The organism is Bremerella alba, assembly GCF_013618625.1.
Classification (GTDB): domain Bacteria; phylum Planctomycetota; class Planctomycetia; order Pirellulales; family Pirellulaceae; genus Bremerella; species Bremerella alba.
Window position 1 is genome coordinate 284,820 of sequence record NZ_JABRWO010000003.1, and the last position, 25,091, is coordinate 309,910.

Below are 25,091 nucleotides of genomic sequence, written 5' to 3' on the forward strand. Positions count from 1 at the left end.
CCGCAGCGCCAGGAAGCGCGATCGACGCAAAACTCGAAATTAGGCTCAACCCGATCGACCGGAACCCGGAAGTCAGGCTGTAGCGTTTCTAGGGAATTTATCCCGACAAAAAGAGTCGTCGATTTTTTGACCAGGGCATTTTCGTGATCTATAGTGGACTGGGTCGAAATAACGGCCCGTCCTTCACGAGATTTACTCCCCCCAAGTTGCCGGTACTTCGACCCGTGGTCAGCCCTTTCCAAATTCTATTGGAGGCTGAATGAAATCGCGTCGTGACTGGTGGCTGCGGACACTGGACGCTGCGACGGACTATGCACACAGTAAAACAACCATATAAGTTGGCGATCGCCCTGGTAATCGCCCTGCTCTTTATCACTCCGGCGACTGTCTACGGTCAGGTCCGGATTCCCGACGAGGCTCGCATCGACGAGTCGGCCGTTCGCGAGGTGATCGCCAATGGCGAGCAACTCGAACGCCAAGGCCGTTGGGGCGAAGCACTCACTTTCTACGAAGACGCGCTGCGTTTGCACGGTTTCGATTCCAGCGTGCAGCGAAAAGCGAACCTCGCTCGACTGCACTATGACGTAGGTCGCCGCTATACCGATCAAAGCTTTGTCGGTTCGGTCGATACGATGTCGCGTGACGATGCGTTGCGTTTGTATGACGAAGTGTTGCGTAAGGTTCAGGCCAGCTACGTCGACTCGCCTCGTTGGAGCGACATCAGCCGCGAAGGCGTAAAGCAACTGGACGTCGCGCTGAAAGAAGATGTTTTCGGTAAGAAGAATCTGAAAGACGTCGATCGCAATCGCATCGAACAGGTGCGACGTATGCTGAATGACAACGTCGACTGGCAGAACGTCAAAACGCCTCAACAAGCGGTCGATACGGCCAACTACGCAGCCGAACTGATGTGGCAGAATCTGGGCGTGAAGCCGACCGCCACGATTCTCGAATTCGCCTGCGGAACAGCTGCTTCGCTCGACCCCTATACCAGCTTCCTGACCCAAGATCAGCTGACGGAAGTCTATTCGCAGATCGAAGGTAACTTCGTTGGCCTGGGCGTTGAACTGAAAGCCGACTCTGGCAACCTGTTGATCGTGCATGCGATCGACGGAAGCCCCGCTCATCAGGCCGGGATTCGCTCGGGCGATCGAATTATCGCGGTGGATGGTCACCTGACTGAAGTCGTCTCGACCGACAAGGCCGCCGACCTGTTGAAAGGCCCGATTGGTTCCAGTGTTCGCGTTACCGTGGTCAGCCCGAATCAGCCTGCCCGAGATATAATGGTGCGGCGCGATCGTGTTGAAGTGCCGAGCGTGGACAACATTCACATCATCGACGAAGACTCGAAGATCGGTTACCTGAAGATCACCAGCTTTCAGAAGAACACCCCGGCCGACCTCAGCCAGGCGATGTGGAAACTGCATCGCGATGGGATGCGAGCCTTGGTGGTTGACCTTCGCGGTAACCCTGGCGGTTTGCTGACGGCGTCGGTGGACATGGTCGACCTGTTCGTCGAGCAAGGCACTATCGTCTCGACCCGGGGGCGCAACGCTCGGGAAGACTTCGACTACACGGCACACATGCCTGGTACATGGCGAGTACCGCTGGTCGTTCTGATCGACTCGAACTCGGCCAGTGCCAGTGAAATCTTCGCCGGTGCGATTCGTGATCATCGTCGCGGTACGGTTGTCGGACAACGTAGCTACGGCAAAGGCTCGGTGCAGGGGATCTTTCCACTAGCCACCGCCGGAACGGGGCTGCGTCTGACAACGGCCAAGTTCTTCTCGCCCAACGGACGAGCGATTAGCCGCAACGGTGTTTCGCCAGACGTGAATGTTCGCATCGCTGGGAAGCCTGATCTTTCTGATGTGAAAGCAGCCGTCGAACAGGCCACCTCGCAGACCGATCCAGTTATGGATGCTGGTCTGGTTGCCGCACGTCAACTTCTGGGCGTGCCTGGCTTGTCGACCCGTATGCAAGATCAGCGATAACGCCAAACGATCTTCGTTCACTGCCATCGGTGGGGTGGCAGTGTCTGGTTGGCGACGCCTGGGGCAACCGCTACGATTAACGGGGTTGGGTAAGTCACATAGACGTTGGCTGATCACTCTACTCGTATGACTCGTGGCGAAGGCCTCGTATCTTGTTTTTCCAAAAGCTTGGGAAGTTCGTTGTTCGCTATCCCATTGCCATCCTTTGCTTTTGGACGGTGTTTACGCTCGCCGCGGCTGTCTTGCCGCCGCATTGGGATGACGTGACGCTGGACGGCGACTTGGCATTTTTGCCTGCCGGACTGCCCAGCGTCGAAGCCGAGCGGCTCTTTCGAGAAGCGTTTCCGCAGCGTCAGGCAAAAAGCCAGTTGGTCTTCGCCATCAGCCGCTCGGACGAGCCCCTGACCGAGGATGACCTGAAGTTTGCGGACAACATGGCCTCGCCTCTGCAAAATACGCAAGGGGTGATCCTGTTTCGCGCGGCGACCGACGACGCGATTGTGCAGCCAAAGCAGCCAGAGGAAGAGTTGCCGACGCCGGTTCAGTACGCCATCGATGCGTGGCAAGAGTCGGCACTTCTCGACGCGAACAATTGGCAACCGTTGTGGAATATGGCCTATGCGAGTCAGCAGTATGGGGACGCAGAAGCTGGGCAAACGTTTCGGCAACAGGCCATTGCAATACGCGGGGAACTTGAAAATGAAGCGTTAGGACTGGTCCCGGTCGATCCGCTGGACTGGAATCAATTCGACGTTCTCACACGGCATACGCTCGTTCGCGGTGATATGCTGGCCAGCAAGAATGGTCATGCCGTGTTGATCGTGGTCGAGTCTCGCAACGAATTCATGGCCACCGACAATATCCGGGTGCTGCAAGAGGCCAGCCAGTACGTCGATGTTTGGCGCGAGCGCGCCCAGGCCGCCGGGTTAACCCACTTACAGATCGGCGTGACCGGCAACGCGGCGATCGGTGGCGAAATGCTAATGGCGGCCAAAGAGAGCATCGCCAATACCGAGCTTTATACCATTGTGTTGGTGGTAGTGATCTTGCTGCTGATTTATCGCACGCCCATGCTGTTGACGGTGCCACTGCTTTCGATTGCCGTCTCGTTCATTATTTCGTCGTGGCTAGTCGCGCTGCTGACGCAGGTGCATCTGCTGCCGGGGATGGACTGGTTCGATTTCAAAGTCTTTAAGACGTCGCGTATATTTATCGTCGTGATCTTGTTCGGGGCAGGGACCGACTTCTGTCTCTTTTTGATCGGACGCTACCGAGAGGAACTTGTGCGTTGTCGCGATCACGACTGGGCGATCGCCCAGGCATTGGCCGGGGTAGGGGAGGCGCTGACGGCCAGCGCCATGACGACGGTCGTGGGACTGGGAATGATGTTCTTCGCCGATTTCGAGAAGTATCGCAACAGTGGCCCGGCCATCGGGCTGTGCTTGCTGATCACGCTGCTGACCTGCCTGACGCTGGCCCCGGCTATCATGCGTTTTATGGGGGCGATCTTGTTTTGGCCGTGGGGAGATACGCGGCAGTTCGTCGAGAGAAGCCGTCCTGTTTCGGCCGGATGGTGGGAGCGAATTGCCCTGTTGGTTTGCAACCGGCCTGGTCTCACGTTGACGGTTGTGGTGCTGCTGTTGGGGATTGTCGGTTTTCCGAGTCTCTATAAGCGAATCACTACCGGCCGGGCCGTTGAGGTTTCCTACGACTTGTTTGGCGATCTGGACAGCGACCGGATGGCAAAGCAAACGGCACTGCGCATTCGCAATTACTTTCCCTTAGGGGAAAGTGGTCCGTTGACGATCTTGGCAGTGAATCCCTCAGGGCAGTTCATGGAAACTGAGGGCCAGGCCATTACGAACCAGCTGGCCGAGACCATTTTCGATACCGACACCGAAGTCGAACGCGTGTTTACCAGCGAGCAGCCGCTCGGAGATCGTCCGGCGGGATTCTCGATTTCCTCGCGTGGACGACATATCTGGATGCTGAAGAATCATCGACGAACGAAGGAGTTCTTTCTGGCTCAAGAGCCCAAATGGAGTGGGCAGATAGCCATGTTTCGCGTGTTGACCGATCGCAATCCGTTCTCGAACGAAGCCATCACGCTGATGGAGAACATCGAACTCCACTTGCGGGACAAGATTGCCACGCTTCCGCCACCTTGGAACAAAACAAAGATTTACATCCAAGGGACAACGCCATCGATTCGGGATCTTATGCAGGTTACGACCCAAGATCAAAAACGCATTGAGCTGGGGGTAATCGTGGCGGTGTTTTTTGTGCTGCTGGTTATCCTGCGCAGACCGATGGTGTGTGCCTACATGATCCTCTCAGTGCTGTTCAGCTACTATGTGACCCTGGGAATAACCGAGATCTTTTTCCGGACAGTCTATGCCGATTCGTATCAAGCGCTCGACTGGAAAGTGCCGTTGTTTCTGTTCGTCATCCTGGCGGCGATAGGCCAGGACTATAACGTCTACCTGGCAACGCGGGTCTTTGAAGAGCAGAAAAGACTCGGACTGCGCGAAGGTCTACTACGAGGAATGACGACAACCGGAGGAATCATTACCAGCTGCGGCCTGGTTATGGCCGGTACGTTCGCTTCGATGTGTATGGGGACGCTGCTGGGGGTGATCGAAATTGGTTTTGCCCTGACGGTGGGCGTTTTGCTTGATACGTTTATTGTCCGTACGATTATGCTTCCTTGCTTTTTGGCATTGATGAATCGATTTTCCAGCGAGACAAACCACTCGCAGGCTGGGGATCCGCCCCAAGAAAATCTTTCCGTCTGATTGAATCGCAGCAGGGAAAGCGCCATATTGTGAACTCGCTCAGGAATCGAATCACCACTTGAGTTTCTCGAGCACATCTCAGTTGCCTGGTGCGGCTGGTGGTTTCTCGGTTCCCGAATTTGACTGCCTAGCGTCTCTACCGATTTGAAAAGGGAGCCCCAGCATGACGCCGAAAGAAGTCTTAGCCCTGTGCCGTGAAAACGACGTGAAAGCGGTCGATTTCCGTTTCATGGATTTCCCCGGAATCTGGCAGCATTTCACCATTCCGGTCAGCCACTTAAGTGAAGACACCTTCGAGGACGGCCTAGGGTTCGACGGTTCCAGCATCCGTGGCTGGCAGGCCATTAACGAGAGCGACATGCTGGTCGTGCCACAGCCGGATACGGCCTTCGTCGATCCGTTCACGCAGTTGCCGACGTTGGTCTTGATTTGCAATATTCAAGATCCCATCACGCGTGAAGACTATTCTCGCGACCCACGCAATGTTTGTCGCAAAGCGGCCAACTACTTGAAGAGCACTGGCATTGCCGACACGTGCTTTATTGGCCCGGAAGCGGAATTCTTTGTGTTCGATGATGTCCGCTTCGACCAACGCCCGCAGCATGGTTTCTATTACATCGATAGCGTAGAAGGAGAGTGGAACCGAGGTCGGGACGAGGGACCGAACTTGGGTTACAAGCTGCGTCACAAGGAAGGCTACTTCCCCGTGCCGCCTGCCGATTCGTTAATGGATCTGCGGAACGAGATGATGCAGACGATGATCGAGTGCGGGCTGAACGTGGAAGCCCAGCACCATGAAGTTTCGACCGCCGGTCAGTGCGAAATTGACATGCGGTTCAACGAAATGGTGAAGATGGCAGACGATCTCTTGATCTACAAGTATGTGATCAAGAATGTCGCCAAACGGAACAACCGTACGGCAACGTTTATGCCTAAGCCTGTCTTTAGCGACAATGGCTCAGGCATGCACACGCATTTCTCGTTCTGGAAAGACAACGAACCGTTGTTCGCAGGCAGCGGCTACGCAGGCCTTAGCGAAACGGCCTTGTATGCGATCGGCGGTCTGCTGAAGCATGCTTCGGCGGTGTTGGCGTTTACCAACCCAACGACCAATAGCTACAAGCGTTTGGTTCCGGGTTACGAAGCCCCGGTGAACCTGGCGTACTCGCAGCGGAATCGCTCGGCATCGTGCCGCATTCCGATGTACAGCCCTAGCCCGAAGGCGAAGCGGGTTGAATTCCGCTGCCCCGATCCGACCTGTAATCCGTACCTGGCGTTCGCCGCGATCACCATGGCCGCGATCGATGGGATTCAAAACAAGATCGATCCTGGCCAGCCGTTGGACAAGGATATCTACGACTTGCCGCCAGAAGAAGCGGCCGCTGTGCCCAAGACGCCAGACTCGCTCGACGCGGCTTTGGACGCACTGGCAGACGATCACGAATTTCTGCTTCGCGGTGATGTCTTCACCAAAGACGTGATCGAAACGTGGATCGATTACAAACGAAAGAACGAAGCCGATGCGATTCGTTTGCGTCCGCATCCGTATGAGTTTTGTTTGTACTACGATATCTAATACGCGTGCAGCCGTATTAAAGAAATCCCTCACACTAGCCCTCTCCCTGCGACGGGAGAGGGTACCGGATGGGGCTATTAAATGGCGATCACTTGAATTTGCCTGCGGTTGTTTGAATTAACCGGCGATAGTTTGGGCGATGTTCTCAGGCGTGACTGGCGAGATGACACCTTTCTCGGTGATGATCCCGGCGATCAATTCGGCTGGGGTCACGTCGAAGGCAGGGTTGTAGACCTGCATGTTATCTGGGGCCGTTTGCTTGCCCATGCCGTGGATGATTTCGACCGGGTCACGCTGCTCGATGGGGATGCCGTCGCCGGTGGGTAGCGAGAGATCGAACGTGCTGATCGGTGCGGCAATGTAAAACGGAATGCCGTGGGCTTTGGCCAGCAGGGCCACTCCGTAGGTACCGATCTTGTTGGCCGAATCACCATTGGCGGCGATGCGGTCGGCGCCAGTAATGACCGCATTCACGCGGCCTTCTTTCATCACCTGGGCGGCCATGTTATCGCAGATAAGCGTGGCCGGGATATCTCGCTGAACCAGTTCCCAGGCCGTGAGCCGCGAGCCTTGCAGGAGCGGTCGTGTCTCGTCGACGTAGACGTGGATGTTTTTGCCTGCATCGTGACAGGTAAACATCACGGCCAAGGCCGTGCCGTAGTCGGCTGTGGCCAAACCGCCAGCATTGCAGTGGGTGAGGATGCCGTATCCGGGCTGGATCAACTCGGCACCATGACGCCCAATCGACCGGCAAACCTTGCGGTCGTCTTCATGAATGAAGCGAGCTTCCGCCAGGAGTGCCTGATGGATCTCGGCAGGGGATTTGCCTGCTTCCTTTTCGGCCGCATAGGTAGCTTTGAGCCGATCGAGCGCCCAGAACAAGTTGACCGCCGTTGGACGACTGCCTGCGAGGTACTCGACCACTTCGTGGAACCGTGCCTCGAACTGGTCGGCCGCTTGATTGGCAGCCGTCTGAAGACCGACGACGACCCCGTACCCGGCCGCGATTCCAATCGCTGGTGCGCCACGGACTCGCAGCATCTTGATGGCTTCCCAAACCGTTTCAACATCGTGGCATTCGATGTGAACCAAATCGACTGGTAGCTTGGTTTGATCGATAAGAACGAGATGGCCATCCGTTTCGCCAACAAAACGAATCGGATCCGGGGCAGTCGTTTGAGGGGGCGAAGTGCTCATGTCTAAGTGGTCAGGGGTTGGTAGGGAAGATCGAAAGTACCGGCAACGGGCTCGTTGGTGACTTTGCCAGTGTGAATATTTAAGGCCGTGAGAAGCTCTGCCGAATTGGCCAGCGACTTGTCGATGCCCTCGTTGGCAATACGCAGTGCCCAGGGCAGGGTGACGTTGCAAAGGGCAAAGGTACTGGTACGACCCACCGCACCTGGCATGTTGGCAACGCAGTAGTGCAGGACGTCGTCGATCAGGTAAGTCGGGTCGCTGTGCGAAGTCGGTTTCGAGGTTTCGATGCAGCCTCCTTGGTCGACGGCGACATCAATGATGACGCTTCCCGGCTTCATAAGCTTGAGGTCTTCTCGAGATACCAGCATGGGGGCTTTGGCCCCGGGAATCAACACCGCACCGATCACCAGGTCGGCGAGCTGCAACTGATGCCGGATCACGTGACGATCGCTGAAGAGCACGTTGACGTTGGGTGGCATCACGTCGTCGAGGTAACGCAAGCGGTCCATGTTGACATCGAGGATATTGACGTCGGCATTGAAGCCAGCGGCAATTTTCGCGGCGTTCGCTCCGACGATGCCTCCGCCGAGAATCGTGATATGAGCCGGTGCCACGCCAGGCACGCCGCCCAGGAGAATGCCTTGCCCCATCTGCGGTTTTTCCAGGTACTTGGCCCCTTCCTGAATACTCATGCGACCGGCTACTTCGCTCATCGGAGTTAAGAGTGGAAGCGTGCCGCGGCGATCGCGGAGCGTTTCGTAGGCCAGGCAGATGGAACCGGAATCGATCATGCCTTGCGTGAGTTCACGGCTGGCCGCGAAGTGGAAGTAGGTGAAGACAACTTGCCCCTTGCGGATCAGGGGGAATTCCTCAGGCTGGGGTTCTTTGACCTTGATGATCATCTCGGCCTGGGCAAAGACTTCTTCTGCCGATTCAACGAGTGTGGCGCCTGCTTCCTCGTACTGTTCGTTCGTCAAGCCAGAGCCGATTCCGGCGTCCTTCTCGATGAGAACGGTATGCCCCGCGCGAACTAATTCCTCGGCACCTACCGGCAAGATAGCGATACGGTACTCGTCTCTTTTGACTTCTTTAGGAATGCCTACGATCATCGAATAGTCCTACGTTTCTTTCAATAAATTGAGTGCTAAACGCATGAGGGTGAGGGGCACTCGATATTGAAACATGTCCAGGCAGATGTGGACATGGCACACGCAGAGCGAAATTGCGAGAAATGTCGCTCTGCGGTTTTTTTATAGAAAGTATCGATTATTGATAGGCAGCCGATCAAACTTCCTCGTTGGCGTCGTCGTACTCTTCGACGACCGAACTATCTGCCGACTCATCGATATCTGGCAGGAATTCGTCGGAGAGTTCGGAGCCATCTCTAGGCTTGCCGATCTTACCAAAATCGTCTCGCTTGTCCGAAGACTCTCGCTTTTTCAGGTAAAGCTTGATGGGGACTTCGGGGAACGGGACTGCATCGCGGAACGAGGAAATCAGATAACGTTGATAGCTCTGCGAAAATGCTTTGGGCATGTTTACCATCAGCACGAATGTGGGAGGTTGCACCCCAACTTGCGTGGCATAATAAACCTTCGGCTTGCGATTCTTATGTAGCGGTGGTGGATGATGCGCGATGATCTCTTTCAAGATCCGGTTCAGTTCGCCGGTGCCAATCCGCGAGAGAGATTGCTTGTAGAGCATCTGCGCGTGGTTGAGTACCGTCTTCACGTTTTTACCGGTTTGCCCAGTGATAAACGCAATGGGCACGTGCGACATCATGGGGAAGGTTTCACGCAGGTACGTTGCCCAGCGCTCCGTCGGCATCTGGGTGTTGTACAAATCCCACTTGTTCACCACGAAGATGCACGGCTTGAACTCATCGCTGATGTAGCGAACAAGTTGTTTATCAACTTTGCTGATTTGCTGCGAGGCATCGAAGAACATCAGCGACATGTCGGCATGTCGAATGCTTCGCTCGGCACGGTGGGTGCTGTAATAATCGACGTCGGTCTTCACGCTTACACGGCGGCGAAGCCCCGGCGTATCGATTGCAACGAACGACTTGCCGTCCATCTCGAAACGGACGTCGACACTGTCGCGAGTCGTCCCGGCCACTTCACTGACGATCATTCGGTCGGCTTGCGCGAGCGTATTGACGAACGTGCTTTTGCCGACGTTCCGGCGACCAACAATCGCCACTTTCATTTCCGGCAGGTCATCGGGATCTTGCGGGGCTTCGACATCGGGAAGCCGATCGGCAATGACATCCAGCAGTTCGCTCTTGTTGCGATTTTGCAGGGTGCTGACGGCGACGAGCTTACCTCGCCCTAGACGATAAAACTGATCGGCTTCGACATCCATGTGCGGGGCGTCGGATTTGTTGGCGACTAGCACGACCGGCTTGTCGATCTTTCGCAGACGCTGCGCGACTTGCTGATCGAGCGGAAGCATGCCACTGCGGACATCGACGACGAACAGGATGACGTCGGCCGAGTCGATGGCGATTTGAATCTGCCGCTCGATCTCGTCGGTGAGATTATCGACGTCGTTGACGCCAATTCCTCCCGTATCGACAATCTCGAAAAAGCGTTCATTCCACTTCTGTAAATGGACCATGCGATCTCGGGTGACGCCTGCGACATCGTCCACGATGGCTAACCGGCGACCGGCTAACCAATTAAAGATGCTGGATTTACCGACGTTCGGACGACCGATGATAACTACTTGGGGGACCGCCATAGGGGCAGGATTCAATCAGGGGTGCGAGTATGGATGACAGGAAAGCATGAATTACTTACCCTAATATGGATTAACTTCATTTTACGTGCTAGGTCTCGCCTGAGTAAGGGAAAACTTCTAAGCGTTCCCATTCCTGCGTGAATTCTCAGTACCCAAGCCATTTAATCCACTCTACAGCACCGGCATGGACGAGCCTGAAATTCGCAGAGTTCTTCTTCAACAGGCACAAGCCTGGCAATCGTCCGGTGTGCAGTTGATCGCCAAGCAGGCAGGGCTCGAACTTCCCCGTACGCCTGTCGCCCCACCCCCAAACGAACCGGAAATGTCCGCACCGCAAGGAGCAAGCGAGATGCCCAAGCCTAAAAAGACGGAGACCATTTCCACGGCGAAACCCGTAGCAGCGCCAGCGCTTCCCAGTTCATCGGATGAGCCGTGGCCGGCGGCTTATGCCAAGCTCTCGGCGGCCAAGCGGCAGGAGGAACTGGACCAACTTCAAGCGACCGTTGCCGGGTGTACCCTTTGTGCTGAACTGGCGAAAACACGAACGCAAACGGTCTTTGGGGTCGGTAGTGCGAAAGCCCGGATTGCTTTCTTCGGCGAAGCCCCTGGAGCGGACGAGGATCGTCTAGGAGAGCCATTTGTCGGACGAGCCGGAAAACTCCTGACGCAGATCATCGAGGCCTGCTCGTTCCAGCGCAGCGACGTGTATATCCTGAATACACTCAAATGTCGGCCGCCAGGAAATCGAAATCCGACCACGGAAGAAAATGAGAACTGCCGTCCTTATTTTGAGAGACAGTTAGAAATCATCCAGCCAGAGTATATCGTTTGCCTGGGGCGTTTCGCGATTACGAATTTGCTGCAATCGACCGCACCAATCGGCAAACTCCGCGGTCAGTTTCATCCGTACCGCGGTAGCAAGGTGGTAGTCACGTATCACCCGGCCTACTTATTACGGAATCCCTCGGCCAAAAAGGACGTGTGGGAAGACATGAAGATGATGCTCAAGGATATGGGGATCGCGATTCCCAAGCCCTGAGTGCTAGGCGGCAACTACTTTGTGCCTGCTTCCTCTTCGGCATCAGCATCTGCTTCATCGGGATCGAGCGGATCTTTCAGCAGTTCGTGAATCAACTTTCGAAGTTCGCGAACCTTAACCGGCATCGTCATGATGGCGCGGTTCTCACCGAGTTCGGCTGCATCTCGAATCGCAGTTTGCCGTTCTTTGACGATCAATACGGCCGGTTTGTCCTTCGTATGGATGTCTTGGGCGAATTGATTGAAGCTTTCCAGGGCCGCCTGACCCATATCGATCGCGCTGAATACGATGATGTCCGCCGGGCTCGAATCATCGACAAATCGGCTAAGGGCTCGCTGAGGATCGCTGATGACCAGGACGCGATAACCATACTTCTTTAGACGATCACGCAGGACATTTTGCATGTCCATGTTGGATTCGACAATCATGATTGTCTTGTTGTAGCCTTCGAACTGCTTGGCAATCCGAGCTTCGTTTTGTGCTGCCAGTTTTCCACGAATTTCGCCAGCGGTGGAATCGTCGCCAAGTTCCAGTCGTTTGGCCGCCATCTTCAGGTCCATTAGCATTTGGCCATTGGTCTGGTAGCGACGATCCGGATTCGTTTCCATCGCCTTCAACACGACCGAGGCCACCGAACGCGGCAGGTCTGGTGCGACCTTCGCGATGGGCTCGACGTTTAAGTAACGGGTGGCAGCTAGACGCTTCTGTCGGTCGCGCGTTTCGTAAAGTGGAATCGCGCCAGTGAGCATGTGGTAATAGGTGGCCCCGGCAAAGTAAATATCGCTCCGGGGATCATCGCGCGGGGCGTTGGTAGCGATTTCGAGTCCGGCGTAGTCCACCGTGCGCGGGTTAGATGCCTGACCGTCTTCGTTGACTTGCTCGGCAAATGCGGCCAGGCCAAAGTCGACCAGTTTGGCACGGCCACGCGATGAAATGAGGACGTTGGAGGTTTTCAGGTCACGGTGCGTCAGGCCACGTTCCGCAGCATAGGCCAAGCCAGAGGTGATGTCGATCATCAACTGGGTCGCTTCTTTCGGGCTGAATTTTCCCCGAATTCGCAACAAATCTCGCAGGTTTTGCCCTTCGATGAATTCAATAATCAGGAAATAGCTGGTTCCCTGTTGATACATCGAGGTTTCTGAGTGCACCTCGTAAATCGGACAAATATTAGGGTGTCGCAGCCCCTTACCGAGTTCACCTTCGGTCATAAACTGCGTAGCACGCTTGGGGTCCTCGCTGAATCGCCGACGCAATACCTTGGCGGCAACCACCTTGCCGGTGTCTTTATGGACTGTGCGAAAAACCCGTGCGAAGGTGCCAGTACCGATCATGTACAGGACCTTGTAATCGCCGTAGAAGTAGCCGGTTCGCAGGCCTTTGATGACGCGTTCGACCTGGTAGTTGGTCAACAACTCTTTGCGAAGCATCAGATTTTGGAATTCACCCAACGAAACTTCCCGAGTTCCGAGTTCGCTCCAGACCTGTTCGACCTGGCGATGTTCGAGAAGATTAAAATCGATAACGCGCTGCGCGAATTCTTCAGCGGTAAGATCAGCCATAAAATGTTCCTGGACCCCGACCGTCCAGCAGCGATCAGGGCACCTCTTCCGTCTAGGAAAGATTGCGAGGATGAGAGTTGTCTGTTCCGAACGTAATGTTATTCGACTTTTAACATGAAAGCAAATTCCAGAGGGCCAAAAAAAATTCGTTGGCAAGCAACCCCGGTGGGTGGAAGTTGCTCTAACCGTTATGGTCGTTAAATTTTCTTGCCAGATCCCTAAGTCATAACGGTTAAATAGGTTCCGATTGTTCCCATTTCTTCCCTGGCTGCTGTCGCTACTGGAAATTCAAGCCAGAAGATGCCAAGATACGACCGTTCGCGGGCCGATTCGTGCCCTCTCTATCGGTCATGTCATGCTTCGAGGCCTAAGCGAGTAGGCAAAATGGGAAAGCGAATTGCAGTTGTTCTGGCTGCCGGAAAAGGGACCAGAATGCAGTCGGAGATGCCCAAGGTACTGTTTCCAGTCCTCGGCCGTCCGATGATCGAGTACGTCTTGGATGCTCTCAGAGCGGTCGGAGTCGAAAAGGTCGTGTGTGTGGTCGGATATCGCGCCGACGACGTCCAAAAGGCCCTCGAGTCTCGTAATGACGTTGTTTTCGTCGAACAAAAAGAGCAATTGGGCACCGGGCATGCAGTTCAGCAGTGTCTCGATCAACTGAAATCTTCCGACGGTGGGGTAGTCGTACTGGCAGGGGATTCACCGCTGGTTCAACCGTCGTCGCTGAGCAAGCTTTTCGAGACCTTCGAGGAGGAAGGTCACGCGTGCCTACTAGGAACGTTGAAGCGGAACGATCCAACCGGTTTGGGCCGAATTGTTCGTGACGACTCAGGCGTATTTGAAGGGATCATCGAAGAGAAAGATGCTACGCCAGAGCAGCGAACGATCACCGAAGTCAACATGAGCACCTATGTGTTCCAAACTCCACGGTTGGTCGAGGCACTTTCGCGACTGAGCAATGACAATGCCCAAGGGGAATACTATCTCACCGACTGCCCTAAGATCTTGAAAGGGCTTGGAGATAAAGTCGACGCGGTCCCGGTGCTGAAAGCATGTGAAGCGTATAGCATCAACTCACGCGAGCAATTGGCCGAGGTAGAGCGTGTGATGGCGGAAATTGGTTACAATAAGTCCTGACGAAAGTGGTTTGAGGGGCAGGGGCCCCTTTTTTTGGTTCATAGCACCTTTTTCGACAACTCTCAGCCGGTTACCCAGTTTACGTCATGCGTGAGATCAAAATCTTTAGCGGTCGCGCTAACCCTAAGCTTGCGGAAGATGTCTGCAACTTCCTGCATCTGAAACTGGGGCGAGTTTCCCTGGGCGAGTTCCCAGACGGAGAAATTCAGTGCAAGATCGATGAAGACGTCCGCGGTCGCGACGTCTTTCTCGTTCAGCCGACTTGTCCGCCGGTGAATAACAATCTGATGGAATTGCTGGTCATGATCGACAGTTGTCGTCGTGCCAGTGCCGAGCGAATCACGGCGGTCATCCCCTATTACGGTTACGCTCGTCAGGACCGCAAAGATGAAGGACGAGTTCCGATCACTGCTAAGCTGGTCGCTGATTTAATCACAAGTGCCGGGGCAGATCGCGTGCTGACCATGGATCTGCATGCCGCTCAGATTCAGGGTTTTTTCAATGTGCCGGTCGATCACTTGAATGCCTCGCCGGTATTAAATCATTACTTTCTGAGCCTAGGCGTTCCGACAGAAGAGCTATGTGTGGTCAGCCCCGACGCAGGCAGCATCAAACGTGCTGTGAACCACCATCGCCGACTCAACGGCGAATTGGCAATCGTCGACAAGCGTCGAACAAGTGCCCACGAAACGACGACCAAAAACATCATCGGTGGGCCGGTCGAAGGGAAGATAGCCGTTATTTTCGACGATATGATCAGCACGGCAGGTTCGATTTGTGGTGCGGCGAAAGTGGTTCATAAGGCCGGTGCCAGAGAGATTTATATCGCCGCAACGCACGGAGTTCTTTGTGGCCCGGCCGTCGCTCGATTGCAAGCCGCGCCCATTAAAGAACTCATTCTGACCGATACAATTCCGCAGAAATCGCAAGATCTGCTGACCAACATGCGTGTGCTATCGGTCGCGCCACTCTTGGGCGAGGCGATCAAGCGGATTCATAACGACGAGTCGATTAGCGCTTTGTTCCGCGAGAACATTGGCTAATTGCTCTTCGGAGGCCTTAGTCTTCCTTCGGCGGCTTAGTGCCTGTATCGCGGCGGAATACGGCCACAACGTCATCAACCGGCACGACAAACAGTTGATTATCGGTCTCGAAGTCGACCGGAATCGCATCCTTGGGGTGGAAGAGGATTCGGTCGTATTGGCGAAGCGGAAAGTCTTCGTTGTTCTCGATTTGCGTTGAAATGGCCACGATTCGCCCGGTAATCGTCGGGATCTCTGCCTGGTCCGGCAACGCGATGCCCCCCTTGGTCGTCCGTTTCGGTTCGTCCTTGCGTACGAGGACACGGGCACCAATTGGTTCGACGTATTCGATGACTTTACTGCGGGTCGATTTGGCCATGGATTTCCGTTTTCAGGGTAGCGATCAGGGGACGATTAGGTGTTCTGTTCAATTGTTCTTAAAGAAAACGGATTAGCAATCCCCCGCGATGATTCGGCTCTCTGGTGTTCTCACCACCCATGGTAAATTTGATCGATTGGCTAGATTGTATGCCTAACTTGCATTGAATACTTACTTTAGGTCGCATGGTTCGGCACTTTTTTCGGGGGTGATTTGACCTGGTTGGATATCGTTTCGACGAAGATTTTATGTTGGTTGGGGTTCACTTGGCACGAAATCAGCGCCGAGACCCTGGTTTGGACTTGCCAACGGCAGATAGTTTGGCAAAATAACCAGTTTCCAAAATTACGAAGTTGGTCCCCAGGGAACACACGTTCCTTCGCCGGATCACTTTTGATTTCATAAGAATCGACCAACGCACCTTTTGCCCGGTCGCCCCTAGACAACACTTACTAGACTGCGGAACAAGTTTTCATGGCCGAAACACTCAAAGCCACGAAGCGAGAAAAGACCGGCAAGATTGCCAATCGTAACCTGCGTCGCGACGGGAAGATTCCCGCCGTTTTGTACGGTAACGACAAGGAAGTGGTGCACCTGGAACTGTGTGCTGATCAATTCAATGTGATTGTTCGCCACGGTATTAAGGACATCACCTTGGAAGGTGACGTGAGCGAGAGCGTCGTGATGCGAGAGGTCCAATGGGACACTTTCGGGAATGAAGTTCTTCACGTCGACTTTTTCCGCCCTGGAAACTAAGACGGCGAAATGCCTTGCGTAGTAATGCTGATTGACTGGATGTGATGAAACTCGTCGTCGGGCTCGGAAATCCAGGCAAAAAGTACGAAGGTACGCGGCATAACGTCGGCTTCGATGTGCTGGATACGCTGTCTCGACGGCATTCAGCCTCGCAGCCCAAGTCGAAGTTCAACGGTCAAATGACTGAAGTTGGTGTTCGCGGCCAGAAGCTGATGTTGCTTTGGCCTCACACCTTCATGAATAAAAGCGGAGACAGTGTTCGACCGGCGTTCGATTTTTACAAATTGACGCTGGAAGACGTTTTGATTGTCTGCGATGATTTTAATCTTCCCTTGGCCAAACTTCGGCTGAAGGGAAAGGGATCGGCAGGCGGGCAAAACGGGCTGGCCGATGTCATTCAAAAGCTCGGCTCGGATGAGGTACCCCGACTGCGTGTCGGAATTGGGCCTCCCCGTGAAGGAGCAGATGTGGCTGGATACGTCTTGAGCAACTTTGCCAAGGCAGAAAAGCCAGAGATGGATGTATGCATTGAGCAGGCCGCTTCAGTCGTCGAAGACTGGGCTGTCCTGGGTCTCGTGCCTGCAATGAATCAATACAACGGATAAAAAATCATTTAATCATGTGGTTGGCTTATCGGCCCAGCAAGTTGCGGCCAGCCACTCACCGATCATTTTCGTCGATATTCGAGGAGTTGAGACCTTGGCGGCTTACGTGTATGAGGGGATGTTCATTCTGGACTCCAATCGTTATGGAAAGGATCCCAGTGGGGTCTCCGGAAAAATCAACGCCCTGGTGGAAAAGCTCGGTGGCGAAATCCTGGTCAGCCGCATGTGGGCGGAGCAACGCCTGGCATACCCGATCGACGGGCATCGCCGCGGAACCTATTGGTTGACCTACTTCCGGATGGATAGCACCAAGATGGAAGAGTTGAACTACGCATGCAATATCAGCGATGACATGCTGCGTTACCTCTTCATCAAGCAAGATCCACGTCTGGTAGACATGCTGATCGCGCATGCCGAAGGGCATGAACTCGCTGGCGACGGCGATGGCGAAGCGGCTGAAACCAGTTCGGATGATTCCGCCGATGATGAAAAAGAATCGTCGGACACTGAAACTGCAGAAGAAACCGTAGAAGCTGCCGACTAAATCGTCGTCAGTAATTTGCGGAGTAGACTTCAGTTGATTTTGATTTTCCTGGAAGGAGCGTCACGATGGCAAGTTTCAACCGAGTAATTCTGGTCGGGAACCTGACACGGGACATTGAAGTCCGTTACGTTTCCAACGGGGGTCTGGCCGTCACCGAGCTGGGCTTGGCGGTCAATGATCGACGAAAGAATCAAACCGGCGAATGGGTCGATGAAACGACCTTTGTTGATGTGACCTTATGGGGCCGCACGGCAGAAATCGCCAGCGAATATTTGAGCAAGGGCGCGCCTGTTTTAATTGAAGGCCGGCTCAAGCTCGACTCGTGGGAAACGGATGGACAGAAGCGATCCAAGCTTCGCGTTGTCGGCGAGAAGATGCAAATGCTCGGCGGACGTGAAGGCGGTGGCGGCGGAGGAAGCCGTGGCGGCTCGCGACCCCCTCAGCGTCAATCGCAACCGCAAGGTGGCGGCGGTGGCAACCAGGGTGGTTCCAACGACTACGATTCCTACGACGATGGCAGCTTTGGCGGATCTGGATCCCAAGGGGCAGCCGACGATGACATTCCGTTTTAGTGGCTGGCGGTTGACCTGCGTCGACGTCACCGAGACATTTATATAGAGATCGCCAAACCACTGGCAATTATTGGAAATAGTAAGACCATGCCGACTCGATCTGATAAGCATAAAGCACGTCCTTGGAAGCGTTTGCCTAAAGGCAAGCACGGTGGTATCGAATTGTTGTTGATCCAATCCGTGGATCACCTCGGCAAACCTGGTGACGTCGTCGAAGTTCGTCCCGGTTACGCCAACAACTACCTGATCCCGCAGGGCTTGGCTACCGTTGCAACCACCCACCACAAGCGGATGGTTGATAAGCATAAAGCCAAGTTGGCTGAGATTGAAAAGTCGCGTCTGGCTGGTCTGCGTGCCATCGCCGACTTGCTGAACCGTCAAAGTGTTACCATCGAAGCCAATGCCAACGACGAAGGTCACCTTTACGGTAGCGTCGGTCAGGTTGAAATCGTGGCTGCTTTGAAGGAGCAGAACTTCACCGTGACCCCAGACCAGGTTCGCCTGCAGGGTCCGTTGAAGGAACTCGGTTTGTATACGGTCAAGATTCACCTTCATGCCGAAATCGAATCGGAATTGAAGGTTTGGGTTGTTCCGACTGTCACCGGCGATTAGTTCCGCCTGGACAGTCATCGTGCGTAATTCGCACTGAGTTTGATTGTGCTCATATCCTGCATTTCAGCTCGCAATAGACGCTGAAATACGGCGAGTATAGCACGCTACGGCGACCTCTTGAGTCACGTTCCGTTAGACTCGAGGTTTGCTGGTCTTAGTAAGTCGCACTTCCTTTATTTCCAAAGGTGACGAAGCTCGGTCGGCCCTTCACCGAAGACGCCCGCCATGTCAGCTTCCCCAGCGGACACACAAAAAAACTCCTCGGCCTCCCCGAGGAGTTTTTTTGTGCCATCGCGTCTATTTTGTGATGCTCACAAATACGATCGCTAAATCTACGGACATCGTTGCCCGATGTTAGCTCCGTGGTAACATGGAAGCCGAAGTCAGGCAGACTTATCCTCAACCTACGGATGGAGCACATCCTTGGCCACCGGCAGCAAATCTAAGAAGCGGCGATACGACGATCGAGAACAGGTAACCACCAGCCTTCTTGATAACCAACCGCCGTGCAGTATCGAGTCGGAACAATGCGTGCTGGGCAGTATCATTCTGCTGCCCGACGTTCTGGACGATGTGATCATGGTCCTTCGTCCCGAGGACTTCTACGACGAAGCGAATAAGAAGCTCTTCGAGCATATGGTCGATCTGCACAACAGCGGCCGAAAGATCGACATCACGCTTCTCAGCGAACATCTGCGCGATGCCGGAGACTGGGAGTTTTGCGGTGGTGCCGCCTACCTGGCAACGGTTGCTCGAAGCGTTCCGCATGCTGCCCACGCGGTTAGCTACGCGGAAATCGTGCGAAAGAAAGCGACAAGTCGAAATCTGATCATCGCGGCGACTGATATCTTGCAAGATGCCTATCAAGAAGCTGGCAAGCCAGAAGAGCTGATCGGTCGAGCAGAACAGAAGATCTTTAGCATTCTCGACGGTCGCGATAGTCGCAGTATGGCCAGCATGCGCGAGATTGTTACCGAAGCGATGGAACGCATCGATGCTCGTCTGCGTGGTGAGGCGAATGAAGATGGCGTTCTGACCGGGTTCAACGATCTCGACGAAATGACGAGTGGTTTCCATGGCAGTCAGCTATTGATTCTCGCAGCTCGACCGGCCATGGGCAAAACGGCGTTCGCCATGAATATTGCCGAAAATATCGCCGTGCATAACAAGGTTCCCGTCCTGTTTGTCAGCTTGGAAATGGGTTCGGTCGAACTTTGCGATCGTTTGCTGTGTAGTGTTGCTCGTGTGAATGGTCATCGTTTGCGGAATGGAACGCTCAGCAACGAAGACCGAGCCCGCTTGATCGAGAAGTCATCACTCGTGGGGGAAGCCCCCCTGTTTGTCGACGACTCGCCGAGCCGAACCGTGGCGGAAATCGCTGCTTCAGCGCGACGTATTATTCGCAATGAGAAACGCCTAGGCTTGGTCGTAATCGATTATTTGCAGCTCATCGAGCCTGACAATGCCAACGATCCTCGACAGGAACAAGTGGCTAAAATTGCTCGGCGACTGAAGGGGTTAGCGCGTGAAATGAACGTGCCAATTCTCTGCCTGGCACAGCTCAATCGTCAGGCCGAAGTTTCCAAGGACAATAAGCCGAAGCTAAGTCACCTGCGTGAATCAGGCGCAATCGAACAAGATGCCGACGTTGTGATGTTCGTTCACCGTGAAGAATATTACCACCATGGTGAGGAACGCGAGCAGTTTGCTGGTCAGGCGGAAATCATCATCGGAAAACAGCGTGCAGGCCCGGTTGGTGACATTAAGCTAACGTGGCTCAAAGACTTTACGCGGTTCGAGAATGCTTTTGATCGCGAGCCTGACGACTTTTCGGCGTTCAACCAAGGTGGCGAGGGGGGCTTTTAGTCTCCCTGGCTCACGCGGCAATCCTCAGCCATCGATGCCAAGCTTCGTGAGGCGATTTAGAAGCTTTTTTCCCGCAGGTAAGGGCTATAATAAGAGAGGTGGTCCGAGCTTCGTCTAATTCGGGCCCCCTTTTGTTCTAGTAAGAGCGCCGAGAGCCTGGATGAGTCATCGCTATGGGGCAAAATTTATCGACGTCGAAGAGTCGTGCCCCTACCTGCCGGATAGGCTGGCGGTGCTCCCGTTCTATCTGACGGACTTTCGGGCCGAACCAGAAGCTTTCGATCAGGCGCTATCCGAGGGTGTCCGACGGTCGGGAATCTTTATTTACCATACGCAGTGCCCAGGCTGCGATGCCTGTGAACCGATCCGTATCCCAGTGCAAGATTTCGTGCCGCGGCGGCGTCATCGTCGAGTTTTGAAAAGGGCGGAGGCTGAGCTTCGCGTCGAAATCGGTGAGCCGTTGATCGACGAACAGCGGGTCGATCTCTACAACAAGCACAAAGTCGGAAGAGGTCTCGGCGAGCCCGGCAGTGAAATCGATCTACAAAGTCTGAAAGAGTTTATCGGCACCACTTGCTGCAACAGTATCGAATTCCGCTACTATCGCAGCGACGAATTGGTGGGCGTCGCCATCGCCGATGTTGGTCGTGAAGCCATGTCGGCCGTCTACTGCTACTTCGATTCCGAGCTTTCCGACCTGGGGATCGGCAACTTTTCGGTACTCAAGCAGATTGAAGCTTGCCGTGAATGGGGGCTCAAGTATCTGTACCTTGGCTTCTATGTCGCTGGGAATGCACACATGAAATACAAGGCGAATTATCTGCCACACGAACGGCGATTCGACGGCAAATGGCAGCGGTTCGAGTGAGGGCCGCATTGCGAGTGGGAGATGTCCCACCAGGAAAAACGATCTTGTCCGAATCTACGAAGCTTACTTCCGGCACTCCGCCATTCTCATTGGCCACGCTATTTCTCTGGGTGACGTTCTTATCCATTTCGTTAGGACTTTGGGTGGCCTTGCGGAATATCATGGTGGGTAACGCCGCTGGGAATCTTGATTGGCATTGGATTCAATATTACGGGATCAATGCGATTGGTTTGGGAACCGGAGTCACCGCGATCGCTCTCATGGGATTTTGGCGTTCTCAAGGGATTGTATGGTCATGGCAACCGGGGCACGTGATTTTGCTGTGCATTGGCTTCCACGAACTTGTCACACTTGTTGCCGTCGGGGTTGATGTTGCGACAATCGATTCATCGCTCGTTTACGACCCATTTCGCTCCAAGATTTATGAAACACAAGGTCTCGTGCAGCATGTCGGGACGGTATTGCTGATCCTTACATTTCTATGGCATGTCCATTTCTCTCGACCCTGGCGATTGATCTTCGGGTTGTTGTTATTCGTAAATATGTCGACCTTGGTCATGCTCAATCCTTTCCGACTGCCCATGGGGAAGGTGATCTCCTACGACCTAATCGGTAAGTCCAGCCAGACTGCCAGAGTTTGCGTTGTTGTACTGGTCATATTGTTGGCCGTTTGGGACCTCATCCGGCAAGAGCCAAGAGACTGGCTGCACTGGGTGGGAGTGGCCTTGCTGCTTCTTCACTACTCGCCATGGGTGACCTATTCGCTAGGTTTCTGAACAGGTGCTGAAATTTACAGAGGGAATGAAACGGACATATTTGTAACGCAGGCATGAATTAGAATAAAATAATGCCACCTCATTGTCCCATCATTCGACCACCCCACCTGGTTCTCTCATGAAGTATTTAAAGTCTGCGTTCGTTGCTTTCTTATGCGCTCTAAGCATTTGCCTCACCGATGGCCAACTTCAAGCCGAAACCCAATCGGCCGATGTCATCGTCTACGGATCGACGCCCGGCGGCTTTTGCGCGGCGATCGCTGCGGCACGAGAAGGCGCGTCTGTTATTCTTCTAGAACCGACCTCGCATGTCGGTGGAGTGAATACCGGCGGGCTAAGTTTCAGCGACTCGAACCAGACCGTACGCTCGACCGTGATGGGGCTGTTCGACCAGTGGCACCGTCGGCTTGAAGCGGATTATAAGGCTCGAGGTGTCGAGTTGCCTTACGATGTGAGCGTGAAAGACAACGCCAAATGGACCTACGAACCACACGTTGCGATGCGCGTCACCATGGCGATGCTGAATGAAGCAGGCGTGCAGGTCTTGCCAGAGCATGTGCTGCAGTCGGCGAAGATGAATGGGACCACCATCGAGCAGCTTGTGACTAATCAAGGGGCCTTCCATGCAAAGACGTTTGTCGATGCCACCTATGAAGGCGATCTAATGGCCGCAGCGAATGTCAGCTGGACTATCGGCCGCGAAGGAAAAGCGGAATTCGGAGAGTCTCTCGCTGGGAAACGCTATCCCAAGGGAAAGATGAGCATCGATGGCTTCGACGCCGAGGGGAACCTGCTTCCTTTGGTCACGACGGCTAAGCCGGGTGAAGACGCGGCAGGCGATGACTTGGTGATGGTCTACAGCTTTCGACTTTGCTTGACTGCCGAGCCTGACAATCGCGTGCCCATGCCGCAGCCAGAGAACTACGACCCGGCTCGGTTTGAAGCGATCCGGCGTTACATAGCTTCCGGCGGTCGCAGTTACGGTATCGATTTGTATCCGCTGCCGGGCAACAAGTTCGACGGAAACAATTCCATCGGTGGGCAGTTCTCGCTAGGTCTCGTCGGGGCCTGTAATGGTTGGAGCGAAGCGGACCAAGCCGGACGTGACAAAATCTTTGAGCAGCATAAGCAGTACACACTCGAGTTCTATCACTTCCTCACAACCGACCCTGCTGTGCCGGTGGATGTGCGAGCTAAGTATGCCCGGCTCGGTTTGTGCCGAGACGAATTTAAAGCGACCGGTCATTTCTCTCCCCAGTTGTATGTTCGTGAAGGAAGACGCATGCAGGGGATGTCTGTTGTCAGCCAGAAGGATATTTTGGAATCGCCGGAGAAGGACGATCCGATTGCCGTGTCATCTTTTCCGATCGATTCTCACGATTGTCAGCGTGTGGCACTGGCCGACGGAACGGTCGCTGACGAGGGGACCATCTTTCCGGTTCGAATGCCTGGTCGGCGGCACGGATACGCGTATCACATTCCTTATCGGTCGATTTTGCCGCAGCCGAGCGAGTGCGATAACTTGCTGGTACCGGTTGCCATGTCGTGCACGCACGTCGGGATTTCTTCGATTCGTGTCGAGCCTACCTGGATGATCATCGGGCAGAGTGCTGGCATTGCTGCTGCGATGGCCGCCAGCGAAGAGACGAGCGTCCAAGCGTTGTCTTATCCAAATCTCCGCGAGCGATTGTTGGCCCAAGGGCAAGTCTTAGATTTGCCGAAGTTGGCCGAGCTGCCCGATCCGCCGGTTGCGAGCAGTATCGCCTCGAAAGGCCTGCCAGGGATCGTCTTGGACGACACCGTAGCCAAGTTAGAAGGAGCGTGGTCGAACTCTTCCAACTTTAAACCCAGTATCGACGGCCGTTATCGTCACGACGAGGCCAGGGGGGATAGCAAGTCGACCGCGACATTTCAGTTTGTGGTGCCCAAGAGTGGTGAATACGAAATCCGCATGGCCTACTCGGCTCATCCCACCCGAGCCAAGAGGGTCCCTGTGACGCTTACCAACGGCTCGAAAACGTTCGAGCTAGCGGTCGATCAAACGAAGCCGCTGCCTAGCGGACAAGCGTTCCGCAAGATCGGCACAGTAACGCTTTTGGCTGACAAAACGAATACGATTGTGATCCGAAATACGGATACGGATGGCTTTGTCATTCTAGATGCGATTCAGGTCCTGGCGACGGAGTAGTCGTGTCGATGCTGATACACTCTTTATGGATGCTCGTGCGCGGTCAGTTAAGATCCGTTGGCACTCTTCCCGAGTTATATTGACGGTCCGAGCGATGGACCAATCCTTAATTCTACTGAATCCGATGTACCAGCCTGTTGAGCCTTCGTGAGTTACGTCGTAGATCATCAGCGAGCCATTCGAGTTGGTCTTCGTGTTGCCTGAATACCAACAATACAAATTCAGGCGATTAAGATTCCTGAATTCCCCGCCGTTGCGTTCTTCGTGCATGCCACGTGATGTGCTGTTAAGCAATTGATAGCCATCATCAGGAGTGCTAGCGAAATCACGGCATGATAGGATTCTGGAAGGGCGGAACGGGGGAAGAGGAAGGGTTGTGTTGTTCACGGAACGATTTCTAACTCCTGCCACTCCCTTAAATTTTCCTACAAAACCCAGCCAACGCTCGCCGAACCAGTTGTCGACGTGATAGACCATGATCCCTGGAGGATGATAGAGACCTGCGTAGTGCTCGACAAACGATTCCACGATCTGAATGAAATCGGGATGGTCGTCGGACGTGAGGGGAAGAGGAATCGTAGGCATATTCGATAAAGTGTGGTTCCTATGGGGCGGTAGTTACAGGACAAACCAGATGGCTTGATGGTTCATCGAAATATCGACGTCGCAGGCATCGCTAGCGTCAGAATTTGCCTGAACCATAAACTTTTCCGATGCGTATCCCTGCTCAGCGTAACTCCTCGTCGATATTCGTCTTGTCAGGAGTGGGACGTTTCAGTATTTCTCCACATTGCGTCCCAAAGCCTTACGCAAATGGGGTGCGATGGTAGGCACGGAAGCCAGCCAGAGAAGTTGATAAAGGGA

Annotated in this window: 20 protein-coding genes; 15 read left to right on the forward strand and 5 right to left on the reverse strand. The window is 54.3% G+C overall.

Annotation, left to right across the window (positions count from 1 at the left end):
• The first annotated feature begins 311 nt into the window (after positions 1-311).
• The 3 genes from HOV93_RS06845 (at position 312) to glnA (ending at position 6,365) form a co-directional block, all read left to right on the forward strand.
• On the forward strand, positions 312-1,994 hold the full coding sequence (locus tag HOV93_RS06845) for a S41 family peptidase (RefSeq protein ID WP_207395727.1): 1,683 nt from the start codon (positions 312-314) through the stop codon (positions 1,992-1,994).
• A 152-nt stretch (positions 1,995-2,146) separates the two neighbouring features.
• Positions 2,147-4,789: an MMPL family transporter gene (locus tag HOV93_RS06850; RefSeq protein ID WP_207395728.1), complete on the forward strand. Its 2,643-nt coding sequence runs from the start codon at positions 2,147-2,149 to the stop codon at positions 4,787-4,789.
• Between the two features lie 163 nt (positions 4,790-4,952).
• Positions 4,953-6,365, forward strand: a complete 1,413-nt coding sequence (gene glnA, locus HOV93_RS06855; protein ID WP_207395729.1) for a type I glutamate--ammonia ligase — start codon at positions 4,953-4,955, stop codon at positions 6,363-6,365.
• Between the two features lie 117 nt (positions 6,366-6,482).
• On the opposite strand, the gene mtnA is transcribed toward glnA, so the two are convergent.
• From mtnA to der, 3 genes are all read right to left on the reverse strand, one after another.
• Positions 6,483-7,562 carry an S-methyl-5-thioribose-1-phosphate isomerase gene (gene mtnA / locus HOV93_RS06860; RefSeq protein WP_207395730.1) on the reverse strand — a complete coding sequence of 360 codons (1,080 nt, stop codon included), beginning with the start codon at positions 7,560-7,562 and terminating at the stop codon, positions 6,483-6,485.
• 2 nt (positions 7,563-7,564) lie between these two features.
• Positions 7,565-8,671, reverse strand: coding sequence for an alanine dehydrogenase (ald, locus tag HOV93_RS06865; protein ID WP_207395731.1), 1,107 nt, complete (start codon positions 8,669-8,671; stop codon positions 7,565-7,567).
• Positions 8,672-8,846: 175 nt separating this feature from the next.
• Positions 8,847-10,304, reverse strand: coding sequence for a ribosome biogenesis GTPase Der (gene der / locus HOV93_RS06870; RefSeq protein WP_207395732.1), 1,458 nt, complete (start codon positions 10,302-10,304; stop codon positions 8,847-8,849).
• 184 nt (positions 10,305-10,488) lie between these two features.
• Between der and HOV93_RS06875 the strand changes: the two genes are divergently transcribed.
• Positions 10,489-11,343, forward strand: a complete 855-nt coding sequence (locus HOV93_RS06875) for a uracil-DNA glycosylase (RefSeq protein ID WP_207395733.1) — start codon at positions 10,489-10,491, stop codon at positions 11,341-11,343.
• Positions 11,344-11,357: 14 nt separating this feature from the next.
• Here HOV93_RS06875 and HOV93_RS06880 read toward each other — a convergent pair whose 3' ends face one another.
• Positions 11,358-12,902 carry a protein kinase domain-containing protein gene (locus HOV93_RS06880; RefSeq protein WP_207395734.1) on the reverse strand — a complete coding sequence of 515 codons (1,545 nt, stop codon included), beginning with the start codon at positions 12,900-12,902 and terminating at the stop codon, positions 11,358-11,360.
• 384 nt (positions 12,903-13,286) lie between these two features.
• Here HOV93_RS06880 and HOV93_RS06885 point away from each other — a divergent pair, with 384 nt between their 5' ends.
• Entirely contained in the window at positions 13,287-14,039 is a 753-nt protein-coding gene (locus tag HOV93_RS06885; protein ID WP_207395735.1) for a sugar phosphate nucleotidyltransferase, read from the forward strand.
• An 86-nt stretch (positions 14,040-14,125) separates the two neighbouring features.
• Complete coding sequence (locus HOV93_RS06890) at positions 14,126-15,082, forward strand: ribose-phosphate diphosphokinase (RefSeq protein WP_207395736.1); 957 nt, start codon at positions 14,126-14,128, stop codon at positions 15,080-15,082.
• Positions 15,083-15,098: 16 nt separating this feature from the next.
• Here the strand turns inward: HOV93_RS06890 and HOV93_RS06895 are convergent, their stop codons facing one another.
• Complete coding sequence (locus HOV93_RS06895; protein ID WP_207395737.1) at positions 15,099-15,440, reverse strand: co-chaperone GroES; 342 nt, start codon at positions 15,438-15,440, stop codon at positions 15,099-15,101.
• A 474-nt stretch (positions 15,441-15,914) separates the two neighbouring features.
• On the opposite strand from HOV93_RS06895, the gene HOV93_RS06900 reads away from it, so the two are divergent.
• The 9 genes from HOV93_RS06900 (at position 15,915) to HOV93_RS06940 (ending at position 24,227) form a co-directional block, all read left to right on the forward strand.
• Positions 15,915-16,196 carry a hypothetical protein gene (locus HOV93_RS06900; protein ID WP_207395738.1) on the forward strand — a complete coding sequence of 94 codons (282 nt, stop codon included), beginning with the start codon at positions 15,915-15,917 and terminating at the stop codon, positions 16,194-16,196.
• 44 nt (positions 16,197-16,240) lie between these two features.
• Positions 16,241-16,801 carry an aminoacyl-tRNA hydrolase gene (gene pth / locus HOV93_RS06905; RefSeq protein ID WP_207395739.1) on the forward strand — a complete coding sequence of 187 codons (561 nt, stop codon included), beginning with the start codon at positions 16,241-16,243 and terminating at the stop codon, positions 16,799-16,801.
• Between the two features lie 16 nt (positions 16,802-16,817).
• Positions 16,818-17,345 (forward strand): 30S ribosomal protein S6, encoded by a 528-nt coding sequence (rpsF, locus tag HOV93_RS06910; RefSeq protein ID WP_315853362.1) that lies wholly within the window; start codon positions 16,818-16,820, stop codon positions 17,343-17,345.
• A gap of 65 nt (positions 17,346-17,410) precedes the next feature.
• Positions 17,411-17,917, forward strand: a complete 507-nt coding sequence (gene ssb / locus HOV93_RS06915; RefSeq protein WP_207395740.1) for a single-stranded DNA-binding protein — start codon at positions 17,411-17,413, stop codon at positions 17,915-17,917.
• 87 nt (positions 17,918-18,004) lie between these two features.
• Positions 18,005-18,529, forward strand: a complete 525-nt coding sequence (gene rplI / locus HOV93_RS06920; protein WP_207395741.1) for a 50S ribosomal protein L9 — start codon at positions 18,005-18,007, stop codon at positions 18,527-18,529.
• Between the two features lie 423 nt (positions 18,530-18,952).
• Positions 18,953-20,395, forward strand: a complete 1,443-nt coding sequence (gene dnaB / locus HOV93_RS06925) for a replicative DNA helicase (protein ID WP_207395742.1) — start codon at positions 18,953-18,955, stop codon at positions 20,393-20,395.
• 160 nt (positions 20,396-20,555) lie between these two features.
• Positions 20,556-21,263: an arginyltransferase gene (locus tag HOV93_RS06930; RefSeq protein WP_207395743.1), complete on the forward strand. Its 708-nt coding sequence runs from the start codon at positions 20,556-20,558 to the stop codon at positions 21,261-21,263.
• A gap of 44 nt (positions 21,264-21,307) precedes the next feature.
• Positions 21,308-22,039: a hypothetical protein gene (locus HOV93_RS06935; RefSeq protein WP_207395744.1), complete on the forward strand. Its 732-nt coding sequence runs from the start codon at positions 21,308-21,310 to the stop codon at positions 22,037-22,039.
• Between the two features lie 118 nt (positions 22,040-22,157).
• Positions 22,158-24,227, forward strand: coding sequence for an FAD-dependent oxidoreductase (locus HOV93_RS06940; RefSeq protein ID WP_207395745.1), 2,070 nt, complete (start codon positions 22,158-22,160; stop codon positions 24,225-24,227).
• The last annotated feature ends 864 nt before the right edge of the window (positions 24,228-25,091 follow it).

Excerpts from the sequence above, each read along its gene's own strand:
- glnA (WP_207395729.1), top strand. The coding sequence starts at position 4,953 with ATGACGCCGAAAGAAGTCTTAGCCCTGTGCCGTGAAAACGACGTGAAA.
- HOV93_RS06900 (WP_207395738.1), top strand. The coding sequence starts at position 15,915 with ATGGCCGAAACACTCAAAGCCACGAAGCGAGAAAAGACCGGCAAGATT.
- HOV93_RS06885 (WP_207395735.1), top strand. The coding sequence starts at position 13,287 with ATGGGAAAGCGAATTGCAGTTGTTCTGGCTGCCGGAAAAGGGACCAGA.
- ssb (WP_207395740.1), top strand. The coding sequence starts at position 17,411 with ATGGCAAGTTTCAACCGAGTAATTCTGGTCGGGAACCTGACACGGGAC.
- HOV93_RS06875 (WP_207395733.1), top strand. The coding sequence starts at position 10,489 with ATGGACGAGCCTGAAATTCGCAGAGTTCTTCTTCAACAGGCACAAGCC.
- mtnA (WP_207395730.1), bottom strand. The coding sequence starts at position 7,562 with ATGAGCACTTCGCCCCCTCAAACGACTGCCCCGGATCCGATTCGTTTT.
- pth (WP_207395739.1), top strand. The coding sequence starts at position 16,241 with ATGAAACTCGTCGTCGGGCTCGGAAATCCAGGCAAAAAGTACGAAGGT.
- HOV93_RS06880 (WP_207395734.1), bottom strand. The coding sequence starts at position 12,902 with ATGGCTGATCTTACCGCTGAAGAATTCGCGCAGCGCGTTATCGATTTT.
- HOV93_RS06930 (WP_207395743.1), top strand. The coding sequence starts at position 20,556 with ATGAGTCATCGCTATGGGGCAAAATTTATCGACGTCGAAGAGTCGTGC.
- rplI (WP_207395741.1), top strand. The coding sequence starts at position 18,005 with ATGCCGACTCGATCTGATAAGCATAAAGCACGTCCTTGGAAGCGTTTG.
- ald (WP_207395731.1), bottom strand. The coding sequence starts at position 8,671 with ATGATCGTAGGCATTCCTAAAGAAGTCAAAAGAGACGAGTACCGTATC.
- HOV93_RS06895 (WP_207395737.1), bottom strand. The coding sequence starts at position 15,440 with ATGGCCAAATCGACCCGCAGTAAAGTCATCGAATACGTCGAACCAATT.
- HOV93_RS06940 (WP_207395745.1), top strand. The coding sequence starts at position 22,158 with ATGAAGTATTTAAAGTCTGCGTTCGTTGCTTTCTTATGCGCTCTAAGC.
- der (WP_207395732.1), bottom strand. The coding sequence starts at position 10,304 with ATGGCGGTCCCCCAAGTAGTTATCATCGGTCGTCCGAACGTCGGTAAA.
- HOV93_RS06890 (WP_207395736.1), top strand. The coding sequence starts at position 14,126 with ATGCGTGAGATCAAAATCTTTAGCGGTCGCGCTAACCCTAAGCTTGCG.
- HOV93_RS06845 (WP_207395727.1), top strand. The coding sequence starts at position 312 with ATGCACACAGTAAAACAACCATATAAGTTGGCGATCGCCCTGGTAATC.